General features: G+C 70.0%; 16 protein-coding genes. 12 read left to right on the forward strand and 4 right to left on the reverse strand.

The genetic code is table 11. The features are described 5' to 3' along the window. The first annotated feature begins 57 nt into the window (after positions 1 to 57). Entirely contained in the window at positions 58 to 804 is a 747-nt protein-coding gene (locus tag ASD30_RS23885) for an SDR family NAD(P)-dependent oxidoreductase (RefSeq protein ID WP_056688152.1), read from the forward strand. A 214-nt stretch (positions 805 to 1,018) separates the two neighbouring features. On the opposite strand, the gene ASD30_RS23890 is transcribed toward ASD30_RS23885, so the two are convergent. Continuing rightward, the gene (locus ASD30_RS23890) at positions 1,019 to 1,945 is read right to left on the reverse strand and encodes a 3-oxoacyl-ACP reductase (protein ID WP_056688155.1); all 927 of its coding nucleotides are present in this window, start codon (positions 1,943 to 1,945) and stop codon (positions 1,019 to 1,021) included. A 251-nt stretch (positions 1,946 to 2,196) separates the two neighbouring features. On the opposite strand from ASD30_RS23890, the gene ASD30_RS23895 reads away from it, so the two are divergent. The 3 genes from ASD30_RS23895 to ASD30_RS23905 are packed head-to-tail and all read left to right on the forward strand — an operon-like array spanning position 2,197 to position 6,204. After that, entirely contained in the window at positions 2,197 to 3,372 is a 1,176-nt protein-coding gene (locus ASD30_RS23895; RefSeq protein ID WP_056688157.1) for a steroid 3-ketoacyl-CoA thiolase, read from the forward strand. A 2-nt stretch (positions 3,373 to 3,374) separates the two neighbouring features. Continuing rightward, a complete protein-coding gene (locus ASD30_RS23900) occupies positions 3,375 to 5,519 on the forward strand; it encodes an acyl-CoA dehydrogenase (RefSeq protein ID WP_056688160.1) in 2,145 nt (714 codons plus the stop codon). Between the two features lie 22 nt (positions 5,520 to 5,541). Beyond that, positions 5,542 to 6,204, forward strand: a complete 663-nt coding sequence (locus tag ASD30_RS23905; protein ID WP_056688163.1) for a PaaI family thioesterase — start codon at positions 5,542 to 5,544, stop codon at positions 6,202 to 6,204. Between the two features lie 91 nt (positions 6,205 to 6,295). Here ASD30_RS23905 and ASD30_RS23910 read toward each other — a convergent pair whose 3' ends face one another. After that, positions 6,296 to 7,930, reverse strand: a complete 1,635-nt coding sequence (locus tag ASD30_RS23910; RefSeq protein WP_056688166.1) for a class I adenylate-forming enzyme family protein — start codon at positions 7,928 to 7,930, stop codon at positions 6,296 to 6,298. 150 nt (positions 7,931 to 8,080) lie between these two features. On the opposite strand from ASD30_RS23910, the gene ASD30_RS23915 reads away from it, so the two are divergent. The 8 genes from ASD30_RS23915 (at position 8,081) to ASD30_RS23950 (ending at position 17,491) form a co-directional block, all read left to right on the forward strand. Continuing rightward, complete coding sequence (locus tag ASD30_RS23915) at positions 8,081 to 8,842, forward strand: SDR family NAD(P)-dependent oxidoreductase (RefSeq protein WP_056688170.1); 762 nt, start codon at positions 8,081 to 8,083, stop codon at positions 8,840 to 8,842. Positions 8,843 to 8,903: 61 nt separating this feature from the next. Beyond that, positions 8,904 to 10,142 carry an NADH:flavin oxidoreductase gene (locus ASD30_RS23920; RefSeq protein ID WP_056688173.1) on the forward strand — a complete coding sequence of 413 codons (1,239 nt, stop codon included), beginning with the start codon at positions 8,904 to 8,906 and terminating at the stop codon, positions 10,140 to 10,142. Next, on the forward strand, positions 10,139 to 11,854 hold the full coding sequence (locus ASD30_RS23925) for an AMP-binding protein (RefSeq protein ID WP_082564142.1): 1,716 nt from the start codon (positions 10,139 to 10,141) through the stop codon (positions 11,852 to 11,854). Before ASD30_RS23920 ends, ASD30_RS23925 begins: the two co-directional genes overlap by 4 nt. A gap of 177 nt (positions 11,855 to 12,031) precedes the next feature. Continuing rightward, positions 12,032 to 12,982: an ABC transporter permease gene (locus ASD30_RS23930; protein WP_056688176.1), complete on the forward strand. Its 951-nt coding sequence runs from the start codon at positions 12,032 to 12,034 to the stop codon at positions 12,980 to 12,982. After that, positions 12,975 to 14,012, forward strand: coding sequence for an ABC transporter permease (locus tag ASD30_RS23935; protein WP_056688179.1), 1,038 nt, complete (start codon positions 12,975 to 12,977; stop codon positions 14,010 to 14,012). Before ASD30_RS23930 ends, ASD30_RS23935 begins: the two co-directional genes overlap by 8 nt. After that, a complete protein-coding gene (locus ASD30_RS23940) occupies positions 14,009 to 15,046 on the forward strand; it encodes an ABC transporter ATP-binding protein (RefSeq protein WP_056688183.1) in 1,038 nt (345 codons plus the stop codon). The genes ASD30_RS23935 and ASD30_RS23940 overlap by 4 nt, the downstream gene beginning before the upstream one ends. A 1-nt stretch (position 15,047) precedes the next feature. After that, complete coding sequence (locus ASD30_RS23945) at positions 15,048 to 16,070, forward strand: oligopeptide/dipeptide ABC transporter ATP-binding protein (protein WP_056688185.1); 1,023 nt, start codon at positions 15,048 to 15,050, stop codon at positions 16,068 to 16,070. Next, the gene (locus ASD30_RS23950) at positions 16,070 to 17,491 is read left to right on the forward strand and encodes an amidase (RefSeq protein ID WP_056688188.1); all 1,422 of its coding nucleotides are present in this window, start codon (positions 16,070 to 16,072) and stop codon (positions 17,489 to 17,491) included. Before ASD30_RS23945 ends, ASD30_RS23950 begins: the two co-directional genes overlap by 1 nt. A 232-nt stretch (positions 17,492 to 17,723) precedes the next feature. On the opposite strand, the gene ASD30_RS23955 is transcribed toward ASD30_RS23950, so the two are convergent. Beyond that, the gene (locus ASD30_RS23955) at positions 17,724 to 19,337 is read right to left on the reverse strand and encodes an ABC transporter substrate-binding protein (protein WP_056688191.1); all 1,614 of its coding nucleotides are present in this window, start codon (positions 19,335 to 19,337) and stop codon (positions 17,724 to 17,726) included. A gap of 265 nt (positions 19,338 to 19,602) precedes the next feature. Then, a complete protein-coding gene (typA, locus tag ASD30_RS23960) occupies positions 19,603 to 21,498 on the reverse strand; it encodes a translational GTPase TypA (protein WP_056688194.1) in 1,896 nt (631 codons plus the stop codon). Positions 21,499 to 21,616: the final 118 nt, after the last annotated feature.

Genomic DNA, 21,616 nt, shown 5'->3' on the forward strand with positions numbered 1-21,616 from the left:
ACCACTGAACGGGAGCTGGCGGTCGCACCCGGCCCGCCCGCCCCTACGGTCGCGGGCATGAACAGGTTCAGCGGGGTCAATGCACTGGTCACCGGCGCCGGGTCGGGCATCGGTCGGGCGACCGTCCTTCGTCTCGTGTCCGAGGGCGCAGCGGTGTTCGCGGTCGACCGGGACGAGACCGGCCTGGCCGAGACCGCCGAGTGCGCCGTCGGCAACCCGGGACGCATCGAGACGGGCGTCGTCGACGTCACCGACGAGGAGCAGGTGATCGCGACAGTGGCGACCGCCGCCGAACGACTCGGCGGCATCGAGGTGCTGATCAACGTGGCGGGCATCCAGCGCACCACGCCGATCGAGACGCTGAGCGTGAAGGACATGCGCGAGCTGTTCGAGGTGAACACCATCGGCACCGCGCTGTTCTGCCGTGAGGCCCTGCGCCACCTGCCCGACGGAGTCGGTGTGATCGTCAACGTGGCCTCGACCGCGGCCGATCACGGCAACCCGTACATGAGCGCCTATGCCGCGTCGAAGGGGGCGGTCCTCGCGCTGAGCAAGACGCTGGCCGCCGAGCTGGTCGGACGCGGCATCCGCGTCGTACCGGTCTCGCCCGGCAACACCGCCACGCCGCTGACCGCCGCGGTGAGCCCCGGCGACCTCGACTTCAGCTACTTCGGCCGGGTTCGTTCCCTGCTGGGCACCGCCCAGCCCGAGCAGATCGCCGCCGCGATCGCGTTCGCGGCCTCGCCCGATGCGTCGTACTTCACGGGTGCTGAGCTGCGGGTGGACGGCGGATCGCACACCTGAGCCTCCGACCGAGGCCGGGCGGCACTCGGTGGTGCGGCCCACCTGGGCCAACTCGCCCGACTACTCGGTCCGGTCGGACCGAGTGCGAGGGCTACTCGGTCCGATCGGGCCGCAGCCCCTAGTGCTCGTCCCGCTTCCCCGGAGGAGGCGGGGCCACCCGGAGCTGACGACGACCCGAACCCACGGAGGTCGCCGCCGCTCGCAGGCCGGCCGATCAGTTGGCGATGTTCTCCACGCCGGTCGTGTCGAGCTCGGCAACCGAGTACGCCGCGTAGGTCTGGTACGGCGAGCGCCCCTCGAAGTGCGAGCCGAGCTGCACGGCCAGCTCCTCGGCCGAGAAGACCCCGGAGGATGCGGTGAACTTCTTCTCGACCTTGGGCGAGTCCATCAGCGCGACCATGTCGCCGTACACCACGAAGACCTGGCCGTTGATCTCCGCGGACGCGGGGGAGGCCAGGTAGGAGACCAGCGTCGCGACGCGCTCGGGCGCGAGGATGTCGAGAGTGCGCTCGCTGTCGGGGTCACCGGCGAAAACGTGCGCCGTCATGTCGGTGCGGGCGCGCGGGGCGATCGCGTTCGCGGTCACGCCGTACCGGGAGAGGCCTTGGCTGGCGGAGAGGGTCAGCGCCACGATCCCCGCCTTGGCAGCGGAGTAGTTCGGCTGCCCGGCCGAACCGAACAGGAACGCCTCGGAGGTGGTGTTGACCAGGCGCCCGTAGATCGGACCACCAGCGGCCTTCGAGGCGGCGCGCCAGTGGACAGCGGCTGCGCGGGAGAGCGAGGCGTGGCCCTTCAGGTGCACACGGATCACGTCGTCCCACGCGTCCTCGGTCAGGTTGAAGATCATCGAGTCGCGCAGTACACCGGCGTTGTTGACCACGATGTCGAGGGAGCCGAACGTGTCGACCGCCGCCTCGACGAGCCGGTCGCCGAGCGCCCAGTCGCCCACGTCGCCGCGGACGGCGAGTGCCTCGCCACCGGCCTCCTTGATCTCCGCGACGACGGCGTCGCCGGCCTCGCTGTAGTCGTTGACCACGACGCGGGCACCGGCCGCGGCCAGCGACAGTGCCTCGGCACGGCCGAGTCCGCCGCCGGCTCCGGTGACGATCGCGGTGCGTCCGGCCAGGCTGGTCTCGCTCATGTTGCTCCTTCGACTCGGTGCGGATCCGACGCGTCTCGTGCCGCGTCGACGCCGGCCCGGCCACAGGTGGCTCGGGACAGCGGGTGCGGCGAAAGTACGTCGTACGTCGGCAGCGCTGCCCGGACGAGTCCCGGTCAGTGGAGCCGACGGGGCCGCGACACGGATCACGCCCGGTGAGTGGGACGCCGGACGCCGCCAGACCCCGCGAACGGGCGACCCTGCTGGGACAGTCCGACACAGGAGGAACAGTCATGCCCGAAGCAGTGATCGTCGAGGCCATCCGCACACCGGTAGGCCGTCGCAACGGATGGCTCTCCGGCCTGCACCCGACCGAGATCCTGGGTGCCGCCCAGCGGGGCGTGATCGAGCGCGCGGGCATCGACCCGGCGTCCGTGGAGCAGGTCGTCGGCGGTTGCGTGACCCAGGCCGGCGCCCAGGCCAACAACGTGACCCGCAACTCCTGGCTGGTGGCGGGTCTGCCCCACACCACTGCCTGCACGAGCATCGACTGCGCCTGCGGCTCGTCCCAGCAGGCCGTGCACATGATCTCCGGACTGATCGCCTCGGGCCAGATCGACGCCGGCATCGGCTGTGGGGTCGAGGCGATGAGCCGGGTCTTCCTCGGCGCCGCCCTGGCTCCCGGCACCGGGATGCCGATCCCCGACGGGTTCGAGATCGACCTGCCCGACCAGTTCACCGCGGCCGAGCGGATCGCCCGGCACTACGGCATCACCCGTGCCGCCGCTGACGAGCTCGGCTTCATCTCCCAACAGCGTGCTGCCGTCGCCTGGGCAGAGGGTCGCTTCGACGACGTGCTGCTGCCGCTGACCGCGCCGGTGATGGAGAAGCAGGAGGACGGCACCCTGCGCGCCACGGGCCAGACCATGGAGGTGACCCGCGACCAGGGCCTGCGCGAGACCACGCTCGAGAAGCTGGCCACGCTCTCGCCGGTCGTCCCCGACGGCATCCACACGGCCGGCAACTCCTCACAGATCAGCGACGGCGCGGCCGCCGTACTGCTGATGAGCCGGGAGCGCGCCGAGGCCGAGGGCCTGCGCCCGCGCGCCCGCATCGTCGCCTCCGGCATGATCGGGTCGGACCCGCACTTCCACCTCGACGGGCCGATCGCGGCCACCCACCACGTGCTCGACAAGGCCGGCATGAAGCTCGGCGACATCGACCTGGTCGAGATCAACGAGGCGTTCGCCTCCGTCGTGCTCTCGTGGGCCAAGGAGCACAAGGCCGACATGGACAAGGTCAACGTCAACGGCGGCGCCATCGCGCTCGGCCACGCCGTCGGCTCCACCGGCGCCCGCCTGCTCACCCAGGCCCTGGCCGAGCTCGAGCGCTCCGACAAGTCCACCGCGCTGGTCACGATGTGCGCCGGCGGAGCGCACGCGACCGCCACGATCATCGAGCGGATCTGACTGTGGGCAGCATCGGGCTCGACGAAGACCTGACCGCGCTGGCCGAGTCGGTGCGGGGGCTGCTGAGCCGCCACGTCACCGAGGACGCCGTGCGCGCCGCCGTCGAGCAGAAGGACGAACAACTCCCCGGGTGGTGGCCGCAGGCGGCGGCACAGGGCCTGTTCGGGCTGCACCTTCCCGAGGAGGTGGGCGGCGCCGGGTTCGGCCTCCCCGAGGTGGCCGTGGTCGCCGAGGAGCTCGGCCGGGTGCTGGCACCCGGCCCGTTCCTGCCGACCGTGCTGGCCTCCGCCGTGCTCCACGCCGGCGGTCACGAGCAGCACCTGCCCGGGCTCGCCGACGGTACGACGACGGGTGCGGTCGACCTCTCGCGCGACGGCCTGGTCGGAACGCAGACCCCTGACGGCTTGCGGGTTTCCGGGACCAGTGGCGTGGTCATGGGCGGGCAGCTGGCCGACGTGTTCGTGCTTCCGGTACAGGTCTCGGGCGCGACCCGTTGGATCGTCGTGACGAGGTCTTCGGGACAGGTCACCTCGCAGCCCAGCCACGACCTGCTGCGCCGCTTCGCCACCGTCACCGTCGACGACCTCCACGTGTCGAAGGCCGACGTGCTCGACCTCGACCCACAGCGGCCCCTCGACCTGGCCGCCGTACTCCTCGCCGCGGAGTCGGCCGGCATCGCCGACTGGGCGACCGCGACGGCGGCGGAGTACGCCACCACCCGTGAGCAGTTCGGCCAGCCGATCGCGAAGTTCCAGGCGGTCAAGCACCGGGTCGCCCGGATGCTGGTGCGCACCGAGCAGGGCCGGGCCTGTGCCTGGGACGCGGCACGCGCACAGACGGGTGCCTCGTCCGACGAGGCCTCGCTGGCCGCCGCGATCGCCGGTGCCACGACCGTCCCCGGCGCCTCCGTCGTCGTGAAGGACCTGATCAACACCCTCGGTGGCATCGGCTACACGTGGGAGCACCTGGCCGGCTTCGCCCTGCGCCGGACCGGCTCGACCTCGATCCTGCTCGGCTCGAAGGCTGTCTGGGAGCAACGCGTGGCCCGCCTCGCGCTGGCCGGCGTACGACGCCCGCTCGGCCTCGACCTCCCGCCCGAGGCGGAGGCGATCCGCGCAACGATCGGCGCCGAGCTCGACACCGTCACCGACGAGAATCCTCAAGCCAGGTTGGCAGAACTCGGCTACACCGCACCGCACTTCCCGGCTCCGTGGGGCAAGGACGCCGACCCGGTCACCCAGGTGGTGATCGCCGAGGAGCTCACCGAGCGTGGCCTCGAGCCGCACGACATGATCATCGGCAACTGGGCCGTCCCGACGCTGCTCGCGCACGGCGACTCCGCCATCCAGGACCGTCTCGTGCCGCCGTCCCTGCGCGGCGACATCGAGTGGTGCCAGATGTTCTCCGAGCCCGGTGCCGGGTCGGACCTGGCCGCGCTCAGCACGCGCGCGGAGAAGATCGAGGGCGGTTGGCGGATCAACGGCCAGAAGGTCTGGACCTCGGGAGCACGCAGCTCCGACTTCGCGATCCTGCTGGCCCGCACCGACAAGGACGTGCCCAAGCACAAGGGCCTGTCCTACTTCGTGCTCGACATGACCACGCCCGGCATCGACATCCGACCGCTGCGTGAGCTGACCGGGGGATCGCACTTCAACGAGGTGTTCCTCGACGACGTGTTCATCCCCGACGAGATGCTCGTCGGCCGGCCGGGTGACGGCTGGAAGCTGGCGATCACCACGCTGGCCAACGAGCGGGTCCACATGACCTCGAACTCGGCCACCGGCACCGCCGAGCTGCTCTTCGAGCACGTCGACCGCGAGGACCCGCTGCAGGTCGCCGTCCTCGGGCGCCTGATCGCCGACGCACAGTCGGGCGGGCTGCTCGGCCTGCGCCAGACGATCAGGTCGGTGTCGGGGCTCCAGCCCGGTGCCGAGTCGAGCCTGGCCAAGCTGGTCACGGCGGAGAACATCCAGGACACCTGGCAAACGCTGATGGAGTTCCAGGGCGGGGCCTCGCTCGTCGTCGACCCGGAGGAGCGGACCGCCACCTGGTGGTTCCTCAGCAGCCGGGCACTGACCATCGCCGGCGGCACGACCGACGTACAGCTCAACATCATCGGTGAGCGGATTCTCCGCCTTCCCCGCTGACCTCCTCCGGAAGGAAGACGACATGACCGAAGAGACTGCCCAGCGACCCCTGGTGGTGAAGGGCGAGACCCGGCGACTCGAGGTGCTGACCGCGGCGCCCAACAACGACGGCGTCGACAAGGCGGTCGTCGCCGCACGACGTGTCATCGAGACGCTGCTGCACGCCGGCGACCGGACCTCGGCCGAGATGGGCGCGATCGCGTCCCAGCTCAACGCCGTCGCCGACCACCTGGACGAACACGTCGGTCCGATCGACGAACGCCTGGTCGACATGTGGGCCGGTGAGGGCGTCAGTCGCCACGACCCGATCACCGGACCGGAGAACGCGATCGCCCCGCCCCTGGCGCTGGCGGGTCGCGACGACGGCTCGATCGGGGGAGTGGTCACCTTGGGTCTGCCCTACCAGGGCCCGCCGGGCCACGTGCACGGTGGAGTCTCCTCGATGCTGCTCGACCACGTGCTCGGCGTCGCCAATGCCTGGGCCGGCGACTCGGGGATGACGAAGGTGCTGACCCTGACCTACCACCGGCCGACACCGCTGTTCCGCGAGCTCGCCATTACCGGCCGTCAGACGAAGGTCGAGGGACGCAAGATCTGGACCACCGGCGAGATCACCGTCGACGGAGAGCTGTGCGTCTCGGCCGAGGCGCTCTTCATCAACGCCCAGGTCGCCCGCCCCCACTGAAACAGATACTCCCTGACGTTCCGGTCCCTCTGTGAGGGGCCGAAACGTCAGGGAGTATCTGTTATTGAGGACCGAAACGTCAGGGAGTATCTCAGTTGGGGGCGAGGACGGCGGAGCGCTTGACCTTGCCGGTCGCGTTGCGGGCCAGGGGCACCGACGTCAGCCGCCAGTGCGCGGGCACCTTGTAGTAGGCCAGCTCCCGCTTCAGGAACGCGGTCAGGTCGTCGACCGACGGCTCCGTCTCACCGTGCACGACGACCACGGCCACCTCCTGGCCGAGGTCCTCGTGGGCCACGCCGTACACCAGGCACTCGACGACGTCGGGGTGCTCGGTCAGCACGTTCTCGACCTCCACCGGGTAGACGTTCTCGCCGCCGCGGATGATCAGGTCCGAGCGCCGCGAGCTGAGCCGCAGCCGGCCCTGCTCGTCGATCTCACCGAGGTCTCCGGTGTGCAGCCAACGGTCCTCGCGGATGGTGTCGGAGGTGGCCTCGTCGTTGCGCCAGTAGCCGACCATGTTGTAGCAGCTGCGCACGCACACCTCGCCCTCCACACCGGGGCCGAGCGCGTTGCCCAACGGGTCGCGGATCTCGAGCTGGACGCCGTACGTCGCCCGGCCGACGGTTCCCGGCACCTCGGCCTGGTCGGCCGGTGTGGCCGCGGAGACGCCGGTGCAGGTCTCCGTCAGTCCGTAGCTGTCGACCAGCGCGGTGGCGAAGGGCAGGTTCTCGCGGAGCCGCTGCTTCAACGCCAGCGACGACGGTGCCGAGGCCAGCGAGAACGAGGTCAGCGAGCTCAGGTCGAACTTGTCGGCGATGTCGGCGTCCAGCATCCGCGAGGCCATCGTCGGCACGGCGCCCCAGTTGGTGACCCGCTCCTTCTCGATCAGCGCGTAGATGCGCTCGACGTCGAAGGCGCCGAGGTGCAGCACGACCTTGGAGCCGGTGGCCAGCCGCGGGAGGGCCAGGTTGTGCAGGCTGGCGATGTGGAACAGCGGGGAGACCAGCAGGTAGGCGCGGTCCCGCGGGTCGGTGGGGTCGCCGAAAGCGGCGAGCAGAGCGTCGTTCATCCGGTGGTACTCCACGACCGCGAGCAGGTTGCGGTGCGAGTGGGTGGCGCCCTTGGGGTGGCCGGAGGTCCCGGAGGTGAAGATCAGCACCGCCGGGTCGTCCTCGGCGACGTCGGCCGAGGGGAGTGGTGCGTCCGGGTGGGCCGCGCGCAACGTGGGGACGTCGTCCTCGACGGTCAGCACCGGCAGCCCGTGCTGCTTGAGCGCGTCGATGCGCTTGGCGTCGGCGATGGCCAGCACGGGCTCGGTCAGGCCGAGGCCGTGCTCCACCTCGCGGTCGGACCACCAGGCGTTGAACGCGACCGCCACCGCGCCCAGGGACACGACCGCCCAGAAGCTCTCGATCCACTCGATCGTGTTGGCGGCGGAGATGACGACCCGGTCGCCCTTCTTCACGCCGTACTCGTCGGTGAGGGCCTTGGCCAGGGAGGAGACCCGGGACGCGTGCTCGGCGAAGGTGACCCGCTCGTCCGCGGTGGCGACGTAGGTGCGGTCGCCGTACTGCACCGAGTCAGCGAGGACCTCGTGGAGGGCGCGTGCCCGGTTGCGGTAGACCGGCATCCGGGTGCCCAGGACGTCGTCCTCGACCATCTCGAAGGGCCCACCGGGGCCGACGAGTCGGGCGTAGGCGGCCATCGGGTCGTGAGTGGTCGTCATCGGGCTGGAGCTCCTCATGTGTCTGTACGTCGGACGGCGTACTCCGCCGGTCCGTCCAGTCTGCGGAGCCGTGACCGCCGCCACGCGGGTGCCTCCCGGTGACCGGGACGGGTCCCCACCCGGACGTGTTCCGCGGCGAAGCATGTTGCCATGAAGAGTCTTGCAGGACATGTCGCGCTGGTCACCGGATCCGGACAGGGAGTGGGTCGCGGCATCGCCGTCGCACTCGCCGAACGAGGCGCCGACGTCGCCGTCGTGGGCCGCACCCTGGCCAAGCTGGAGGACTCCTGCGCGGAGCTGGCCGGCCTCGGCGTCACCGCGCGGCCCTACGAGTTCGACGTCACCGACCACGACGGCATCCCTGGCCTGGTCGACCGGGTGGTCGGCGACCTGGGGCGCCTGGACGTCCTGGTCAACAACGCCTACGTCGGCGCCTACGGGCCCCTGCTCGGGATGAGCCGTGACGACTTCGAACGAGGATTCCGGAGCGGCCCGTTCGCGGCCTTCGAGTTCATGAAGGCCGCGCACCCCCACCTCGTGGCGCAGGGCGGCGGCTCGATCGTCAACCTGGTCACCTCGGCGATGGTGCGCTGGGACCCCACGACGTACGGCGCCTACGCGGCCGCGAAGACGGCCCTGCGGTCGCTGACCCGCACCGTGGCGGTCGAGTGGGGGCCCGACAACATCCGGGTCAACTCGATCGCCCCGCACGCACTGTCGCCGGGCCTGGCCGGGTGGGCCGAACGCAACCCGGAGGAGGCCGAGGCGTTCGTCGCCTCGATCCCGCTGCGGAGGATCGGCGATCCCGTGGCCGACATCGGGCGGGCGGTGGCCGCCCTGGTCAGCCCCGAGCTGCAGTACCTCTCCGGGGCCACCATCCCGCTCGACGGGGCCCAGGCGTTCTTCGGCTGACGGTTCCGGTCAGTGGGAGAGCGGAACGCCGGCCCGACGGCGCCGTCCTAGCGTGCGGAGCATGACGACCTCCACCCCCGTGCCCGACGTGCTGTCGCCGGCCACCCTCGGCCCGCTGACCCTGCGCAACCGGGTGATCAAGGCGGCCACCTACGAAGGCCTCAGCCACAAGTCTCTGGTCACCCAGGACCTCGTCGACTTCCACGTCGGCTACGCCAAGGGCGGGGTCGGGATGACCACGGTGGCCTACTGCGCCGTGGCGAAGGAGGGGCGGACCGACCGTCACCAGATCTACTGGACCGACGAGTCGCTGCCCGGACTGCGGGCACTGACCGACGCCGTGCACGCCGAAGGAGCCGCCGTCTCGGCCCAGATCGGCCACGGCGGTCCGGTGGCCAGCCCCAAGGGCAACGGCCTGCCTGCGCTGTCCCCGAGCCGGCACTTCCACAAGACCTCGTTGAGCTTCGCCCAGGAGATCGGCGTCCACGACATCCAGCGTGTGGTCCGCCAGCACGCCGAGGCGGCCCGCCGGGCCGTGCGCGTCGGGTTCGACGCGGTCGAGGTGCACCTCGGCCACAACTACCTGGCCTCTTCGTTCCTCAGCCCGAAGGTCAACCACCGCACCGACTCCTACGGTGGCTCCCTGGAGAACCGGGCCCGGTTCGCCCGCGAGATCATGCGCGCCGTCCGTGACGAGGTGGGCAGCGAGATCGCGATCCTCGCCAAGATGAACATGGACGACGGCGTGCCCGGCGGCTTCTGGCTCGACGAGGCGCTCCCGGTCGCCCAGTGGCTCGAGCAGGACGGCACCGTCGACGCGCTGGAGATGACCGCGGGCAGCTCCCTGCTCAACCCCATGTACCTCTTCAAGGGCGACGCCCCGCTCGAGGACTTCGCAGCGGTCATGCCCCAGCCGATCAAGCTCGGCGTGAAGCTGGTCGGCAAGCGGCTGCTGCACAGCTACCCCTACACCGACGGCTACCTCCTCGAGGACGCCATGCAGATCCGCGACGCGGTCAAGCTGCCGATGATCCTTCTCGGCGGGGTCACCGACAAGGCGATGATGGACAAGGCGATGGCCTCCGGCTTCGAGTACGTCGCGATGGCGCGTGCCCTGCTGCGTGAGCCCGACCTGATCAACCGCATCGCCGCCGACCGGGACACCGCCTCCCTGTGCATCCACTGCAACAAGTGCATGCCCACCAACTTCACCGGAACCCGGTGCGTCCTGGTCGACCGGAGCACCACCCGCTCCGCGAGCTGGGGCAAGCCGGAGGGCTACGTCGGGGCGGTCCGATGAACGCCATCACCGCCAAGAAGGCGCCCGTCGGCCGGCCGCAGGTCCCTGCGGAGGAACGGCTCGAGACGATCGCCGACCTGCTGCTGGCCCGCCTGGGCGACGACCACCCCGGCCTGCTGGACGGCGACTCCTCCTGGACCTGGGACGAGGTGGTCCGTGAGAGTGCGGCCCGCGCCGCCTGGGCCGAGGAGCTGCGCGACCCCGAGCGCCCGTTCCACATCGGCATCCTGCTGGACAACCAGCCCGAGTTCATCTTCTGGCTGGGTGCGGCTGCCCTGGCCGGCGCCACCGTCGTCGGCATCAACAGCACCCGAAGCGGTGACTACCTCGAGCAAGAGGTCAGGCACACCGAGCTCCAGCTCGTGGTCACCGACCGGTCAGGTGTCGACCTCCTCGACGGCCTCGACATCGGCGTCCCGAAGGACAGGTTCCTGCGCACCGACGAGCCGTCGTACGCCGACCAGGTGACGGCCCACGCGTGTGAACCCACTCGCCGGCCGGAGATCGACGCGAAGACCCAGATGCTCCTGCTGTTCACAAGCGGCACCACCGGTGCCTCGAAGGCAGCACGGGTCAGCCAGGGACGCCTCGTCGGCCTCGGCTACCAGAACACCGCGAAGTACGACGTGCGCCGCCACGACATCTCCTACTGCTCGATGCCGCTCTTCCACGGCAACGCGGTGATGGGGTTGTGGGTGCCCACCCTGACCGCGGGCGGAACCGTGGCGCTGGGCCGCAAGTTCTCCGCGTCCCGCTTCGTCGACGAGGTGCGTGCCTACGGGGCGACGTACTTCACCTACGTCGGCAAGGCGATCGGCTACGTGCTCGGCACCCCCGAACGCCCCGACGACCACACGATCGCGCTCACCCACGGCTTCGGCACCGAGGCGTCCCCGGAGGACCGGGCCCGGTTCCTGGAGCGCTTCGGCGCCACCCTGCTCGAGTCCTACGGGTCCAGTGAAGGTGCCGGCATGGTCGCCCTCGACCCCGCCGCACCGACCAGTGCCCTGGGCCGTCCGGCCCACGACGGCGTCAAGGTCGTCGACCCGGAGTCGCGCGAGGAGTGCGCGGTCGCCGAGCTCGACGAGCACGGCCGGGTGCTCAACGCCGAGCTGGCCGTGGGCGAGCTGGTCAACACCACCGGCGCGGCCGCGTTCGAGGGCTACTGGAAGAACCCGGAGGCGGACGCCGAGCGGGTGCGCCACGGGTGGTACTGGACCGGGGACCTCGGCTTCCTCGACGACCAGGGCTTCCTCTACTTCGCGGGACGCTCGGGCGACTGGATCCGGGTGGACTCGGAGAACATCTCCGCGCTGCTCACCGAGCGGGCGCTGCGTCGCCACGACGACATCCTCACCGCGGCCGCCTTCGCGGTCCCGGACCCGCGGGCGGGGGACCAGGTGATGGCCGCCGTGGAGATCCCCGAGGGACGCACCTTCGAGGACCTCGACCTGGGGGCCTTCCTGGCCCGGCAGCAGGACCTCGGCACCAAGGGGGCCCCGCGCTTCGTCCGGGTCTCGCACGCCCTGCCCAGCACCGGCTCCAACAAGCTGCGCAAGAAGGAGATCCAGCTCGACGGGTGGCGCACCGGCGACCCCGTCTTCTGGTGGGTGGGGCGCGGCGAGCCTGCGTACGAGCCGATGACCGAGGCCGACAAGGCCACCCTGGTCGCGGAGTTCGACGCCAACGGGCGCCGCCGATTCCTGCCCTGAATCCGAACCCGTCACCACCGGTTCCGGTCAGCGGGATCGCGGCCGGTGTGGTCGCAGTCACCAGACCTAGTCTTCCCACAATGTCCTCGCCCGGTCACCGACCGTGCCCCATCCGACGAAAGGACCACCGCTGATGAGCCTGGTTGTCCGACGCCCCCGGAGCGGAGACGGTCGCTGATGCGCCGGATCGCGCTCCGTGCCGGCGAGCTGCTGGCAGTCCTCTTCGTGGTCAGCTTCGGCGTGTTCGCGATGGTGACCCTGATGCCCGGCGACCCCGCGGTCGCCATCCTCGGGGAGGGCCACCCCAAACAGGACTACGTGGACCTGCGCCAGGAGCTGGGTCTGGACGACCCGCTGCTGACGCGCTACTGGCACTGGCTCTCCTCGGCCGTCACCGGCGACCTCGGTCGCTCCCTGGTGCCGCCGCAGGGGGACGTGACCGATCGCATCCTCGGCGCCCTCCCGGTCAGCTTCCAGCTGGCCACCATGGGCCTGCTGATCGCCCTCGTGCTGGCCGTCCCGCTGGCGATGTGGTCCGCCGCCCACGCCGGTGGCCTCGTCGACCGGATCATCAGCGCGTCGATGTTCGCGATCCTGTCGATCCCGTCCTTCCTGGCCGGCCTGCTGCTGATCATGGTCTTCGCCAACGGCCTCGGCTGGTTCCCGCGGGCGCAGTGGGTGCGGATCAGTGAGGACCTTCCGGCCAACCTGCACCATGCCCTGCTGCCCGCGCTGGTCATCGCGATGATGGAGCTGGCGCTGTTCACCCGCATCCTGCGCAACGACCTGATCGTCACCCTCAACGAGGACTACATCCTCGCCGCCCGTGCCAAGGGCATGCCGCCGTGGCGGATCATGGTCACCGACGCGTTGCGCCCGTCGTCGTTCTCGCTGGTGACCCTGATGGGCATCAGCCTGGGGCGCCTGATCGGGAGCACCGTGATCGTGGAGTACCTCTTCGCACTGCCGGGCATGGGATCGATGATCGTCACCGCCGCCAACCAGGGCGACTTCCCCCTGGTCCAGGGCGCGGTCCTGATCATCGCCCTCGTCTACGTCGTGGTGAACGCCAGCATCGACGTCTCGTATGGCTATCTCGACCCGAGGACCCGCCGTGTTCATGCGTAGTGACAAGTCCCGTGCCCGCGCGGAGAACCGCACCCGCACCCTCCTGGTCGGAGCGGCGCTCCTGGTGGCCGGTGGTGCCGTGGCCGGCTTCGGCTGGACCACACCGACCCTCGTCCTGGCCGGCAAGGCCGTGCTGGTCCTGGCCGGGCTGGGGCTCATCTTCCACGGGATCGCCCGCCTGGTCGTGGGCTTCCGCGGCAAGCCGGTCGACCTGCTGTTCGTCCTGGCCGTGGTCTGGCTGATCGGCATCTGCGTGGCCGCGGTGCTCGCACCCCTGCTGCCCCTGGGCGAGCACAACGACGTCGCGAAGACCCTCGTAGAGCCGACCAACATGGCGCCGAGCCTGCTCACCGACCACCCGTTGGGCACCAACAACCAGGGCCTGGACCTGCTCTCCCGCTCGCTCCACGGGGCCCGTACGTCGTTGGCGATCTCGCTGCTGGCGGTGACCATCGGCACCGTCGTCGGCGGCGCCATCGGTGTGATGGCCGGCTACTTCCGCAAGGGCGTCGACAGCGTGGTCGGCATCTTCACCAACGCGCTGCTCGCGGTGCCGCCACTGATCCTGCTCATCACGCTGAGCACCTTCCTCGACCCGAGCCTGCGCAACATGGCCCTGGCCCTGTCGTTGCTGACCATCCCGAGCATGGTGCGCCTGGCCCGCGCCAACACGATCGCCTTCGCCCAGCGCGAGTTCGTGATGGCGGCCCGGCTGATGGGGGCCACCCGGTTCCGGGTGATGACCCGCGAGCTGGTGCCCAACGTACTGCTCCCGGTCTGCTCGATGGCGGTCGTGATGATCTCCGCGCTGATCGTGGCCGAGGCCTCGCTGAGCTTCCTCGGCCTCGGCATCCAGCAGCCCGACCCGACCTGGGGCAACATGATCGCGGAGGGTGAGGGTGGCGCCATGGAGGACTACCCACACATCGTGCTGGTTCCCGGCGCGTTCCTGTTCCTGACCGTCTTCTCCTTCAACCTCCTGGGCGAGAAGGCCCAGAAGCGGTGGGACACGAGGAGTGCAAAGCTGTGAACGACACCAACGAACTCGTCCTCGAGGTTGCCGACCTCCACACCGTCTTCACCACCCCTCGCGGGGTGATGCGGGCTGTCGACGGAGTCTCGATGTCACTGCGCGCAGGGGAGACCCTCGGCATCGTCGGCGAATCCGGCTCCGGCAAGTCCGTGCTCGGCCGCACGGTCATGGGCCTCATCGCCGACAACGCCACCACGGCCGTCTCCGGTTCGGTGCGCATCGGCGGGCACGACGTACACGCGATGAAGCCGAAGGACCGGCGCAAGCTCTGGGGCCCCGAGGTCGCGATGGTCTTCCAGGACCCGATGACCTCGTTGAACCCGGTCAAGCGGGTCGGCGCCCACATCACCGAGGCGCTCCGACTGCACCTGGGCCTGAACCGCAAGGACGCGCACGAGCGGGCGATCGACCTCCTGCGTCAGGTGTTCATCCCCGAGCCCGCGCGCCGGATGAAGCAGTACCCGCACGAGCTCTCCGGAGGCATGCGGCAGCGCGTGGTCATCGCGATGGCACTGGCCTGCGACCCCAAGCTGCTGATCGCCGACGAGCCGACCACCGCGCTCGACGTGACGGTGCAGAAGCAGATCCTCGACCTGCTGGCGTCCCTCGCCTCCCAGCGCAACATGGCGACGATCCTGATCAGCCACGACCTCGGCGCCGTGGAGGGCCGGACCGACCGGGTCGCCGTGATGTACGGCGGCCGGACGGTGGAGACGTCACTGACCTCCCGGGTCTTCGCCCGACCTGCGCACCCGTACGCCGAGGCGCTGCTCGCGTCGATCCCGCGGATCGCCGATGCACCCCACACGGTGCTGCGGGCGATCGAGGGCGCGCCACCCAACATGCTCGCACCGCCCGGCGGCTGCAGCTTCGCGCCGCGATGCCGCCTGGCGCAGGACCGGTGCCGTGAAGAACAACCCCAGCTCCGGGAGATGAGCGACGGGGTACGTGGCCTGCATGCCGAGGCGTCACACCTCGGCGCCTGCCACTTCCCCCTCACCGAGGTCACCGAACGACAGGAAGTGGGCTGAGATGGCCGGCAGCGGAACCGCACACATGCGCCCCGACGCGTCCCCCGTGCTCACCGTCGACCAGATGGTCGTGGAGTTCCCGGTCGGCCGCAAGCAGGTCGTCCACGCCGTGTCCGGCCTCAACATCGACCTGCTGCCGGGGGAGACCCTCGGCATCCTGGGCGAGTCAGGTTGCGGCAAGTCCAGCGCCGGCCGTGCCGTCATGCAGGAGCCGCCGCCGACCTCGGGCGAGGTGCGACTGGATCGGCAGGCCCTGACCGGCCTCAAGCCGCGTGAGCTGCGCCGCGCGCGCTCGAAGATGCAGATGATCATGCAGGACCCGGTCTCCTCCCTGAACCCGCGCCGGAAGGTCCGCGACTTGGTCGCGGAGGGCCTGGCGATCTGGGGGTTCGAGGGGGACGACAAGGACGCCGCCGTCCGCGAGACACTCGTCGCGGTGGGCCTCGACCCCGACGTGGTGTGGGACCGGCGGGCGCACGAGCTGTCCGGCGGCCAGTGCCAGCGGGTGTGCATCGCACGGGCCCTGATGATGAACCCGGAGGTGCTGATCTGCGACGAGCCGGTCTCGGCCCTCGACGTGTCGGTCCAGGCGCAGATCCTCAACCTGCTGGAGAAGACGAAGGAGAAGTTCGACTTCTCGATGATCTTCATTGCCCACGACGTCTCGGTCGTGAAGAACATCAGCGACCGGGTGATGGTGCTCTACCTCGGCAAGACCTGCGAGGTGCTGCCGTCGACCGGCATGGAGACCGCCGCCCTGCATCCCTACACGCGCACCCTGATCGCCTCGATCCCCGGTGGCGAGGAGATCGCCACCCCCGGCGACCCGGTCACCGGGCCGGTGGCCTCCGACCGGCCGATGTCCGCCGCGGCGACAGAGCTCCCCTCACCGCTCAACCCGCCCTCGGGCTGCCGGTTCCGCACGCGTTGCCCGCTCGCCACGGACCGCTGCTCCGCCGAGGAGCCCCAGCTGCGGCCCGTCGGTGAGGGCCACTTCATCGCCTGCCACAACGTGGCCGTCTGATGTCCGTCATCGACGCCCACGACCTGAACCAGCCGCTGGATGCCATCGCCCTTGCGGCGTCGATCCGCAACGGGGAGACCACTGCGCGTGAGGTCGTCGACGAGGCGATCGCCCGGATCGAGAAGCACGACCCGGCGCTGAACGCTGTGATCGCCACCCGCTTCGACGAGGCGTTGGCCGAGGTCGACGCCGGGCTGCCCGACGGTCCGTTGCGCGGCGTACCGGTGCTGGTCAAGGACCTCAACATGGACGTCGCCGGGCTGCCCAGCACCCGCGGCAGCCGGCTCTTCGCGGAGCACGTGCCCGACCGCGACTCCGAGCTGGTGGCCCGCTACAAGCGGGCCGGCATGGTCGTGCTCGGCACCACCAACAGCCCGGAGTTCGGCCTGAACGCCAGCACCGAGCCGCAGCTCCACGGGCCGACCCACAACCCGCGCGACCTCACCCGGTCACCCGGTGGATCGAGCGGTGGGTCCGCCGCCGCCGTGGCCGCGGGCCTCGTGCCGGTCGCCCACGCGAGCGACGGGGGCGGCTCGATCCGCATCCCGGCCTCGATGAACGGCCTCTTCGGGCTCAAGCCGAGCCGAGGACGCGTGACCAGCGCGCCGGCACCGTCGACCCTCAGCGGTCCCGCCTCGGTGCACCACGCCGTGACCACCACGGTGCGCGACAGCGCCCTTCTGCTGGACATCTCGTCGGCACGCCTGCCGGGCACCGCCATCGGTGTCCCGACTCCCGCCCAGTCGTTCGCGACCCTCGCCGCGCAGTCGCCCCGGCCGTTGCGGATCGCTCTGGCCACCGCCTTCGCCGACGGACCGGAGACGGACCCGGAAGTGCTCGCGATCGTCGAGCGGGCCGCTGCCCTGTGCGAGTCGCTCGGGCACACCGTCGTCCCGATCGAGGCCCCGTGGGTGCCGGGTGAGGTGAGCGCGGAGACCGCGCCGCTCATGGGCATCGCCTTCACGGTCGCGGTGCAGGACCGGCTGGCCGTGCTCGGCCGCGAGCTCCTCGACGACGACCTCGAGCCCTTCACCCGTCAGCTCTTCGAGCACTACCGCGCCCTGCCGGCCACGGCGCTCTCACGGTCGCTCAGTGCGGCCCAACGCATCGGCTGGGAGGTCGGCGCGACCTTCGAGCAGTACGACGTGCTGCTGACGCCGACGGTCGCCCGGCGGGTGCCGCCCCTGGGGCTGCTCGACACCACCCACCCCGAGTCGATCTACCAGCACGCCGCGACCTTCTCGGCGTGGACCAGCGTCTTCAACGCCACCGGGATGCCGGCCATGTCGGTGCCGCTCGGCACCGACTCCGACGGCCTGCCGGTCGGCGTGCAGTTCGCCGCCGACCTCGGCGAGGAAGGGCTGCTGCTCTCGCTGGCCGGCCAGCTCGAGGCCGCCGCACCCTGGGCCCGAACGGTCTGACTCGTCCAAACGGTGCCCACGCGCTCTCGCGATCGAGAGCCCGTGGGCACCGTTGTCTGTTCGTCCGGCACTCGTCGTACGACGTGGGCACCCGTCGTACGACGGCACGCGTGCACCCGTCGTACGACGACGGCACGCGTGGTGCGCCGGCTGCTCGTCGTACGACGAAATGCAGAGAACGCCCGGCTCCACGGGGGAGGAGCCGGGCGTTCGGTCTGTTCGGTCTGTCAGCTCACTTCTCGAGCCACGCCTTGTCGAAGAGGATGATCGTCTCGCCGCTGCCCTTGATGCCGTGGACGTTCTTGTTCCACGCGTTCACCATGGCGCCGGAGTTGATCGCCACGCCGGGCGCGTCCTCGGCGAAGAGCTCCTCGATCTTGGTGAGGACCTCCTTGGCCGCCTCCGGGGTGTCCTTGCCCTCCAGCTCGGCGAAGAGCTTGTCCATCTCGGGGTTGGAGTAGCCGGGGACGTTGGTCGGCGACTGGGCGCTGAGGGCCGACACGAGGCGGCCGTAGACGTTCTCCTCCTGGATCGAGGTGGCTGACGTGGCGATGTCGAAGTCGTGGTCGACGTAGACCTTCTGGATCTGGTCCGCGACGTTCTGCACCAGGTCGAGCTTGACCTCGAAGCCGACCGCCTCGAGCATCGCCTGGATCGCAATCGCCCCCGACTGCGAGTCCTGGTCGGTTCGGGCCAGCACCCGGATCTTGCCGTCGAAGCCGTCGGCCTTGGCCTCCTTCACGAGCTCCTTGGCCTGATTGGAGTCGGTCGGCGTCGCCTCGACGCCCGGGGACCACTTCGAGTCCGGCCCGAGGAGCAGCTTGCTCGGGTTGCCGGCACCGTTGGCGATGCGCTTGAGGTAGATCTCCGGGTCGAAGGCCAGGGCGATCGCCTGGCGCACCCGCTTGTCCTCGCCGGGCGAGCCCTCGCGGTTGTTGATCCACAGGTTGTTGGCCATGCCGGCGTGGTTGACCATGCCGGAGACCTTCGCCTGGATGGCCTCGTCGACGGTCTCGGTTCCGCGGAGGAACGCGACGTCGACGCCACCGGACTTCAGGGTCTCGTAGCCGGTGCTGTCCGGGCCGAGCAGCACGAACTCGATGGAGTCCAGGGCGGGGCGACCGCCCCAGTAGTCGTCGTTGGCCACGACGACGGTCTTCTCGGCCGGCGCGTAGCTCTTGAACTTGAAGGGGCCGGCGCCGATCGGCTTGAAGGCCTCGGGGTTCTTGTAGGCGGCCGGAGCCATGATCATGCCGGGGCCGTTGGTGAACACGTTCGGGAACGTGGCCCACGGGTGGGCGAGGCTGATCTCGACGGTCAACGGGTCGACGGCCTTGAGCGACTTCACCTCCTGCTTCATCAGCAGGGCGTTCAGGCCGTAGCTGGAGGTGTAGTAGTTCACGCTGCCGATCACGGCGTCGGCGTCGAGCGGGGTGCCGTCGGTGAAGGTGACCCCTTCACGCAGCTTGAGCGTCCACGTCTGGTTGTCGCTCGACTCCAGGGACTCGGCCAGCTGGGGCTCGAAGGTTCCCTCGTCGCCGTTGTAGCGCATGAGGGTGTCGTAGACCGCGGCCATGATGTTGCCGCCGGTCGAGCCGGTGGGGAAGGTCTGCGTCGGGTTGAGGGTGCGCGCCTCGGAGTACTCCGACACACGCAGCGTGCCGCCCTTCACGGGGTCGCCCGACGCCTCCTCGACGTTCATCATCCGGGTGGAGTAGTCCACGTCGGAGGAGGACCCCTTGGTCCCGCCGTCGTCGGCCGAGGTGTCGGCGCACCCGGTGACGACGAGGGCGGCTGCTGAAAGCAGAACCGCCCATCGCGCCCGGGTCGAGATGCGTGTCTTCACTGTTCCTCCATGTGTGACGGGTGGTCCGAGGTCACCGCATTCTGTGTCTGTGGTCACAGCGTCGTGTGGTCCGCGGGCGCGGTCCGGCGGAGGTCCCACTCACCGGGAGGAATGCCGGGTTGTCCGGTTTCGCCACGTTTCCCAGGTGGCCATCTACGGCGGGAAACGCGAAACGGACCATCCCCTGCTCGGGAGTGGTCCGCTTCGCGACTCTGGCCAGCGTCGTCTCTGCCGGGTGCTGCCTTTGGCCCGGTCGGGGCGCCTGCTACTTGTTGGCCTTGCGCGCCTGCGACGCGGTCTTCGCGCGGGCGTGGGCGTCGAGCACGACCTTGCGGATGCGCACGGTCTCGGGGGTGACCTCGACGCACTCGTCCTCGCGGCAGAACTCCAGGCACTGCTCGAGGGAGAGTCGCTTGGCCGGAATCAGCTTCTCGAAGTTGTCGGAGGTGGCGGACCGGATGTTGGTCTGCTGCTTCTCCTTGGTGATGTTGACGTCCATGTCGTCGGCGCGCGAGTTCTCGCCGACGATCATGCCCTCGTAGACCTCGGTGGTCGGCTCGAGGAACATGATGCCGCGTTCCTGCAGGTTGGTCATGGCGTACGCCGTGGCCGCGCCGGAGCGGTCTGCGACCAGCGAGCCGTTGTTGCGCGACCGGATCTCGCCGGCCCACTTCTCGTAGCCCTCGGAGATGTGGTGCGCGATGCCGGTGCCCCGGGTCTCGGTGAGGAACTCGGTGCGGAAGCCGATCAGGCCGCGGGCCGGGACGACGAACTCCATGCGCACCCAGCCGGTGCCGTGGTTGGTCATCTGCTCCATGCGGCCCTTGCGGGCGGCCAGCAGCTCGGTGATCGCGCCGAGGTACTCCTCGGGAGCGTCGATGGTCAGGCGCTCCATCGGCTCGTGGACCTTGCCGTCGATCTCCTTGGTGACCACCTGCGGCTTGCCGACGGTGAGCTCGTAGCCCTCGCGACGCATCTGCTCGACGAGGATGGCCAGCGCCAGCTCGCCACGGCCCTGCACCTCCCACGCGTCGGGGCGCTCGGTCGGGAGCACGCGCAGCGACACGTTGCCGACCAGCTCGGAGTCGAGGCGGTCCTTGACCAGGCGGGCGGTGACCTTGTGGCCCTTGACGCGGCCGACCAGCGGGGACGTGTTGGTGCCGATGGTCATCGAGATGGCCGGCTCGTCGACGTGGATCAACGGAAGCGCGACCGGGTTCTCCGGGTCGGCCAGGGTCTCGCCGATGGTGATCTCGGGGATGCCCGCGACCGCGACGATGTCACCGGGGCCGGCGGACTCGCCGGGCTTGCGCTCGAGGCCCTCGGTGACGAGGAGCTCGGTGATCTTGACGTTCTTGATGTCGCCGTCGCGCTTGATCCAGGCGACGGTCTGGCCCTTCTTCAGGTTGCCCTGCTTGATGCGCAGCAGTGCGAGGCGCCCGAGGAACGGGGAGGCGTCGAGGTTGGTGACATGGGCCTGGAGCGGCGCGCCCTCGTCGTACGTCGGGGCCGGGATGGTGTCGAGGATCGTCTTGAAGAGCGGCTCGAGGTCGCTGCCCTCGGGCATCGTGCCGTCCGCGGGCTTGACGGTGCTGGCGATGCCGGCCTTGCCCGAGGCGAAGACGACCGGGAAGTCGAGGGCGTCCTGGCTGTGGGACTCGTCCAGCAGGTCCATGAACAGCTCGTAGGTCTCGTCGACGACCTCGTCGATGCGGGCGTCGCCACGGTCGGTCTTGTTGACCACCAGGATCACCGGCATGTCGGCGTTGAGCGCCTTGCGGAGCACGAAGCGGGTCTGGGGGAGCGGGCCCTCGGACGCGTCGACCAGCAGCACGATGCCGTCGACCATCGAGAGGCCGCGCTCGACCTCGCCACCGAAGTCGGCGTGGCCCGGTGTGTCGATGATGTTGATCGTCATCGGCTTGCCGTCGGCGGCCGGTCCGGCGTAGTGGACGGCGGTGTTCTTCGCGAGGATCGTGATGCCCTTCTCGCGCTCGAGCTCGCCGGAGTCCATGGCGCGTTCGGCGACGCCCTCGGCCTGGTGCGCGGTGAACGCGCCGGCCTGGTGGAGCATCGCGTCGACCAGCGTGGTCTTGCCATGGTCGACGTGGGCGACGATTGCGACGTTGCGCAGATCGGAGCGTGAGGTGTTTCCAGACATGGGGCAGCGCTTTCGTTCGCGATGGATTCCTGCCCGGCCATGGGACAGCCCGGTCAGTCTACGGCGCTGACACGGTGCGCTCCGAATCGTTCCCTGCGAGATTTTCACTGCGCCATGT

This window comes from Nocardioides sp. Root140 (genome assembly GCF_001426745.1).
GTDB lineage: Bacteria > Actinomycetota > Actinomycetes > Propionibacteriales > Nocardioidaceae > Nocardioides.

Bases quoted from the DNA above. Each gene is read 5' to 3' on its own strand.
- ASD30_RS23885 (WP_056688152.1), top strand. From the start codon at position 58: ATGAACAGGTTCAGCGGGGTCAATGCACTGGTCACCGGCGCCGGGTCG.
- ASD30_RS23890 (WP_056688155.1), bottom strand. From the start codon at position 1,945: ATGAGCGAGACCAGCCTGGCCGGACGCACCGCGATCGTCACCGGAGCC.
- ASD30_RS23895 (WP_056688157.1), top strand. From the start codon at position 2,197: ATGCCCGAAGCAGTGATCGTCGAGGCCATCCGCACACCGGTAGGCCGT.
- ASD30_RS23905 (WP_056688163.1), top strand. From the start codon at position 5,542: ATGACCGAAGAGACTGCCCAGCGACCCCTGGTGGTGAAGGGCGAGACC.
- ASD30_RS23910 (WP_056688166.1), bottom strand. From the start codon at position 7,930: ATGACGACCACTCACGACCCGATGGCCGCCTACGCCCGACTCGTCGGC.
- ASD30_RS23915 (WP_056688170.1), top strand. From the start codon at position 8,081: ATGAAGAGTCTTGCAGGACATGTCGCGCTGGTCACCGGATCCGGACAG.
- ASD30_RS23920 (WP_056688173.1), top strand. From the start codon at position 8,904: ATGACGACCTCCACCCCCGTGCCCGACGTGCTGTCGCCGGCCACCCTC.
- ASD30_RS23925 (WP_082564142.1), top strand. From the start codon at position 10,139: ATGAACGCCATCACCGCCAAGAAGGCGCCCGTCGGCCGGCCGCAGGTC.
- ASD30_RS23930 (WP_056688176.1), top strand. From the start codon at position 12,032: ATGCGCCGGATCGCGCTCCGTGCCGGCGAGCTGCTGGCAGTCCTCTTC.
- ASD30_RS23935 (WP_056688179.1), top strand. From the start codon at position 12,975: ATGCGTAGTGACAAGTCCCGTGCCCGCGCGGAGAACCGCACCCGCACC.
- ASD30_RS23945 (WP_056688185.1), top strand. From the start codon at position 15,048: ATGGCCGGCAGCGGAACCGCACACATGCGCCCCGACGCGTCCCCCGTG.
- ASD30_RS23950 (WP_056688188.1), top strand. From the start codon at position 16,070: ATGTCCGTCATCGACGCCCACGACCTGAACCAGCCGCTGGATGCCATC.
- typA (WP_056688194.1), bottom strand. From the start codon at position 21,498: ATGTCTGGAAACACCTCACGCTCCGATCTGCGCAACGTCGCAATCGTC.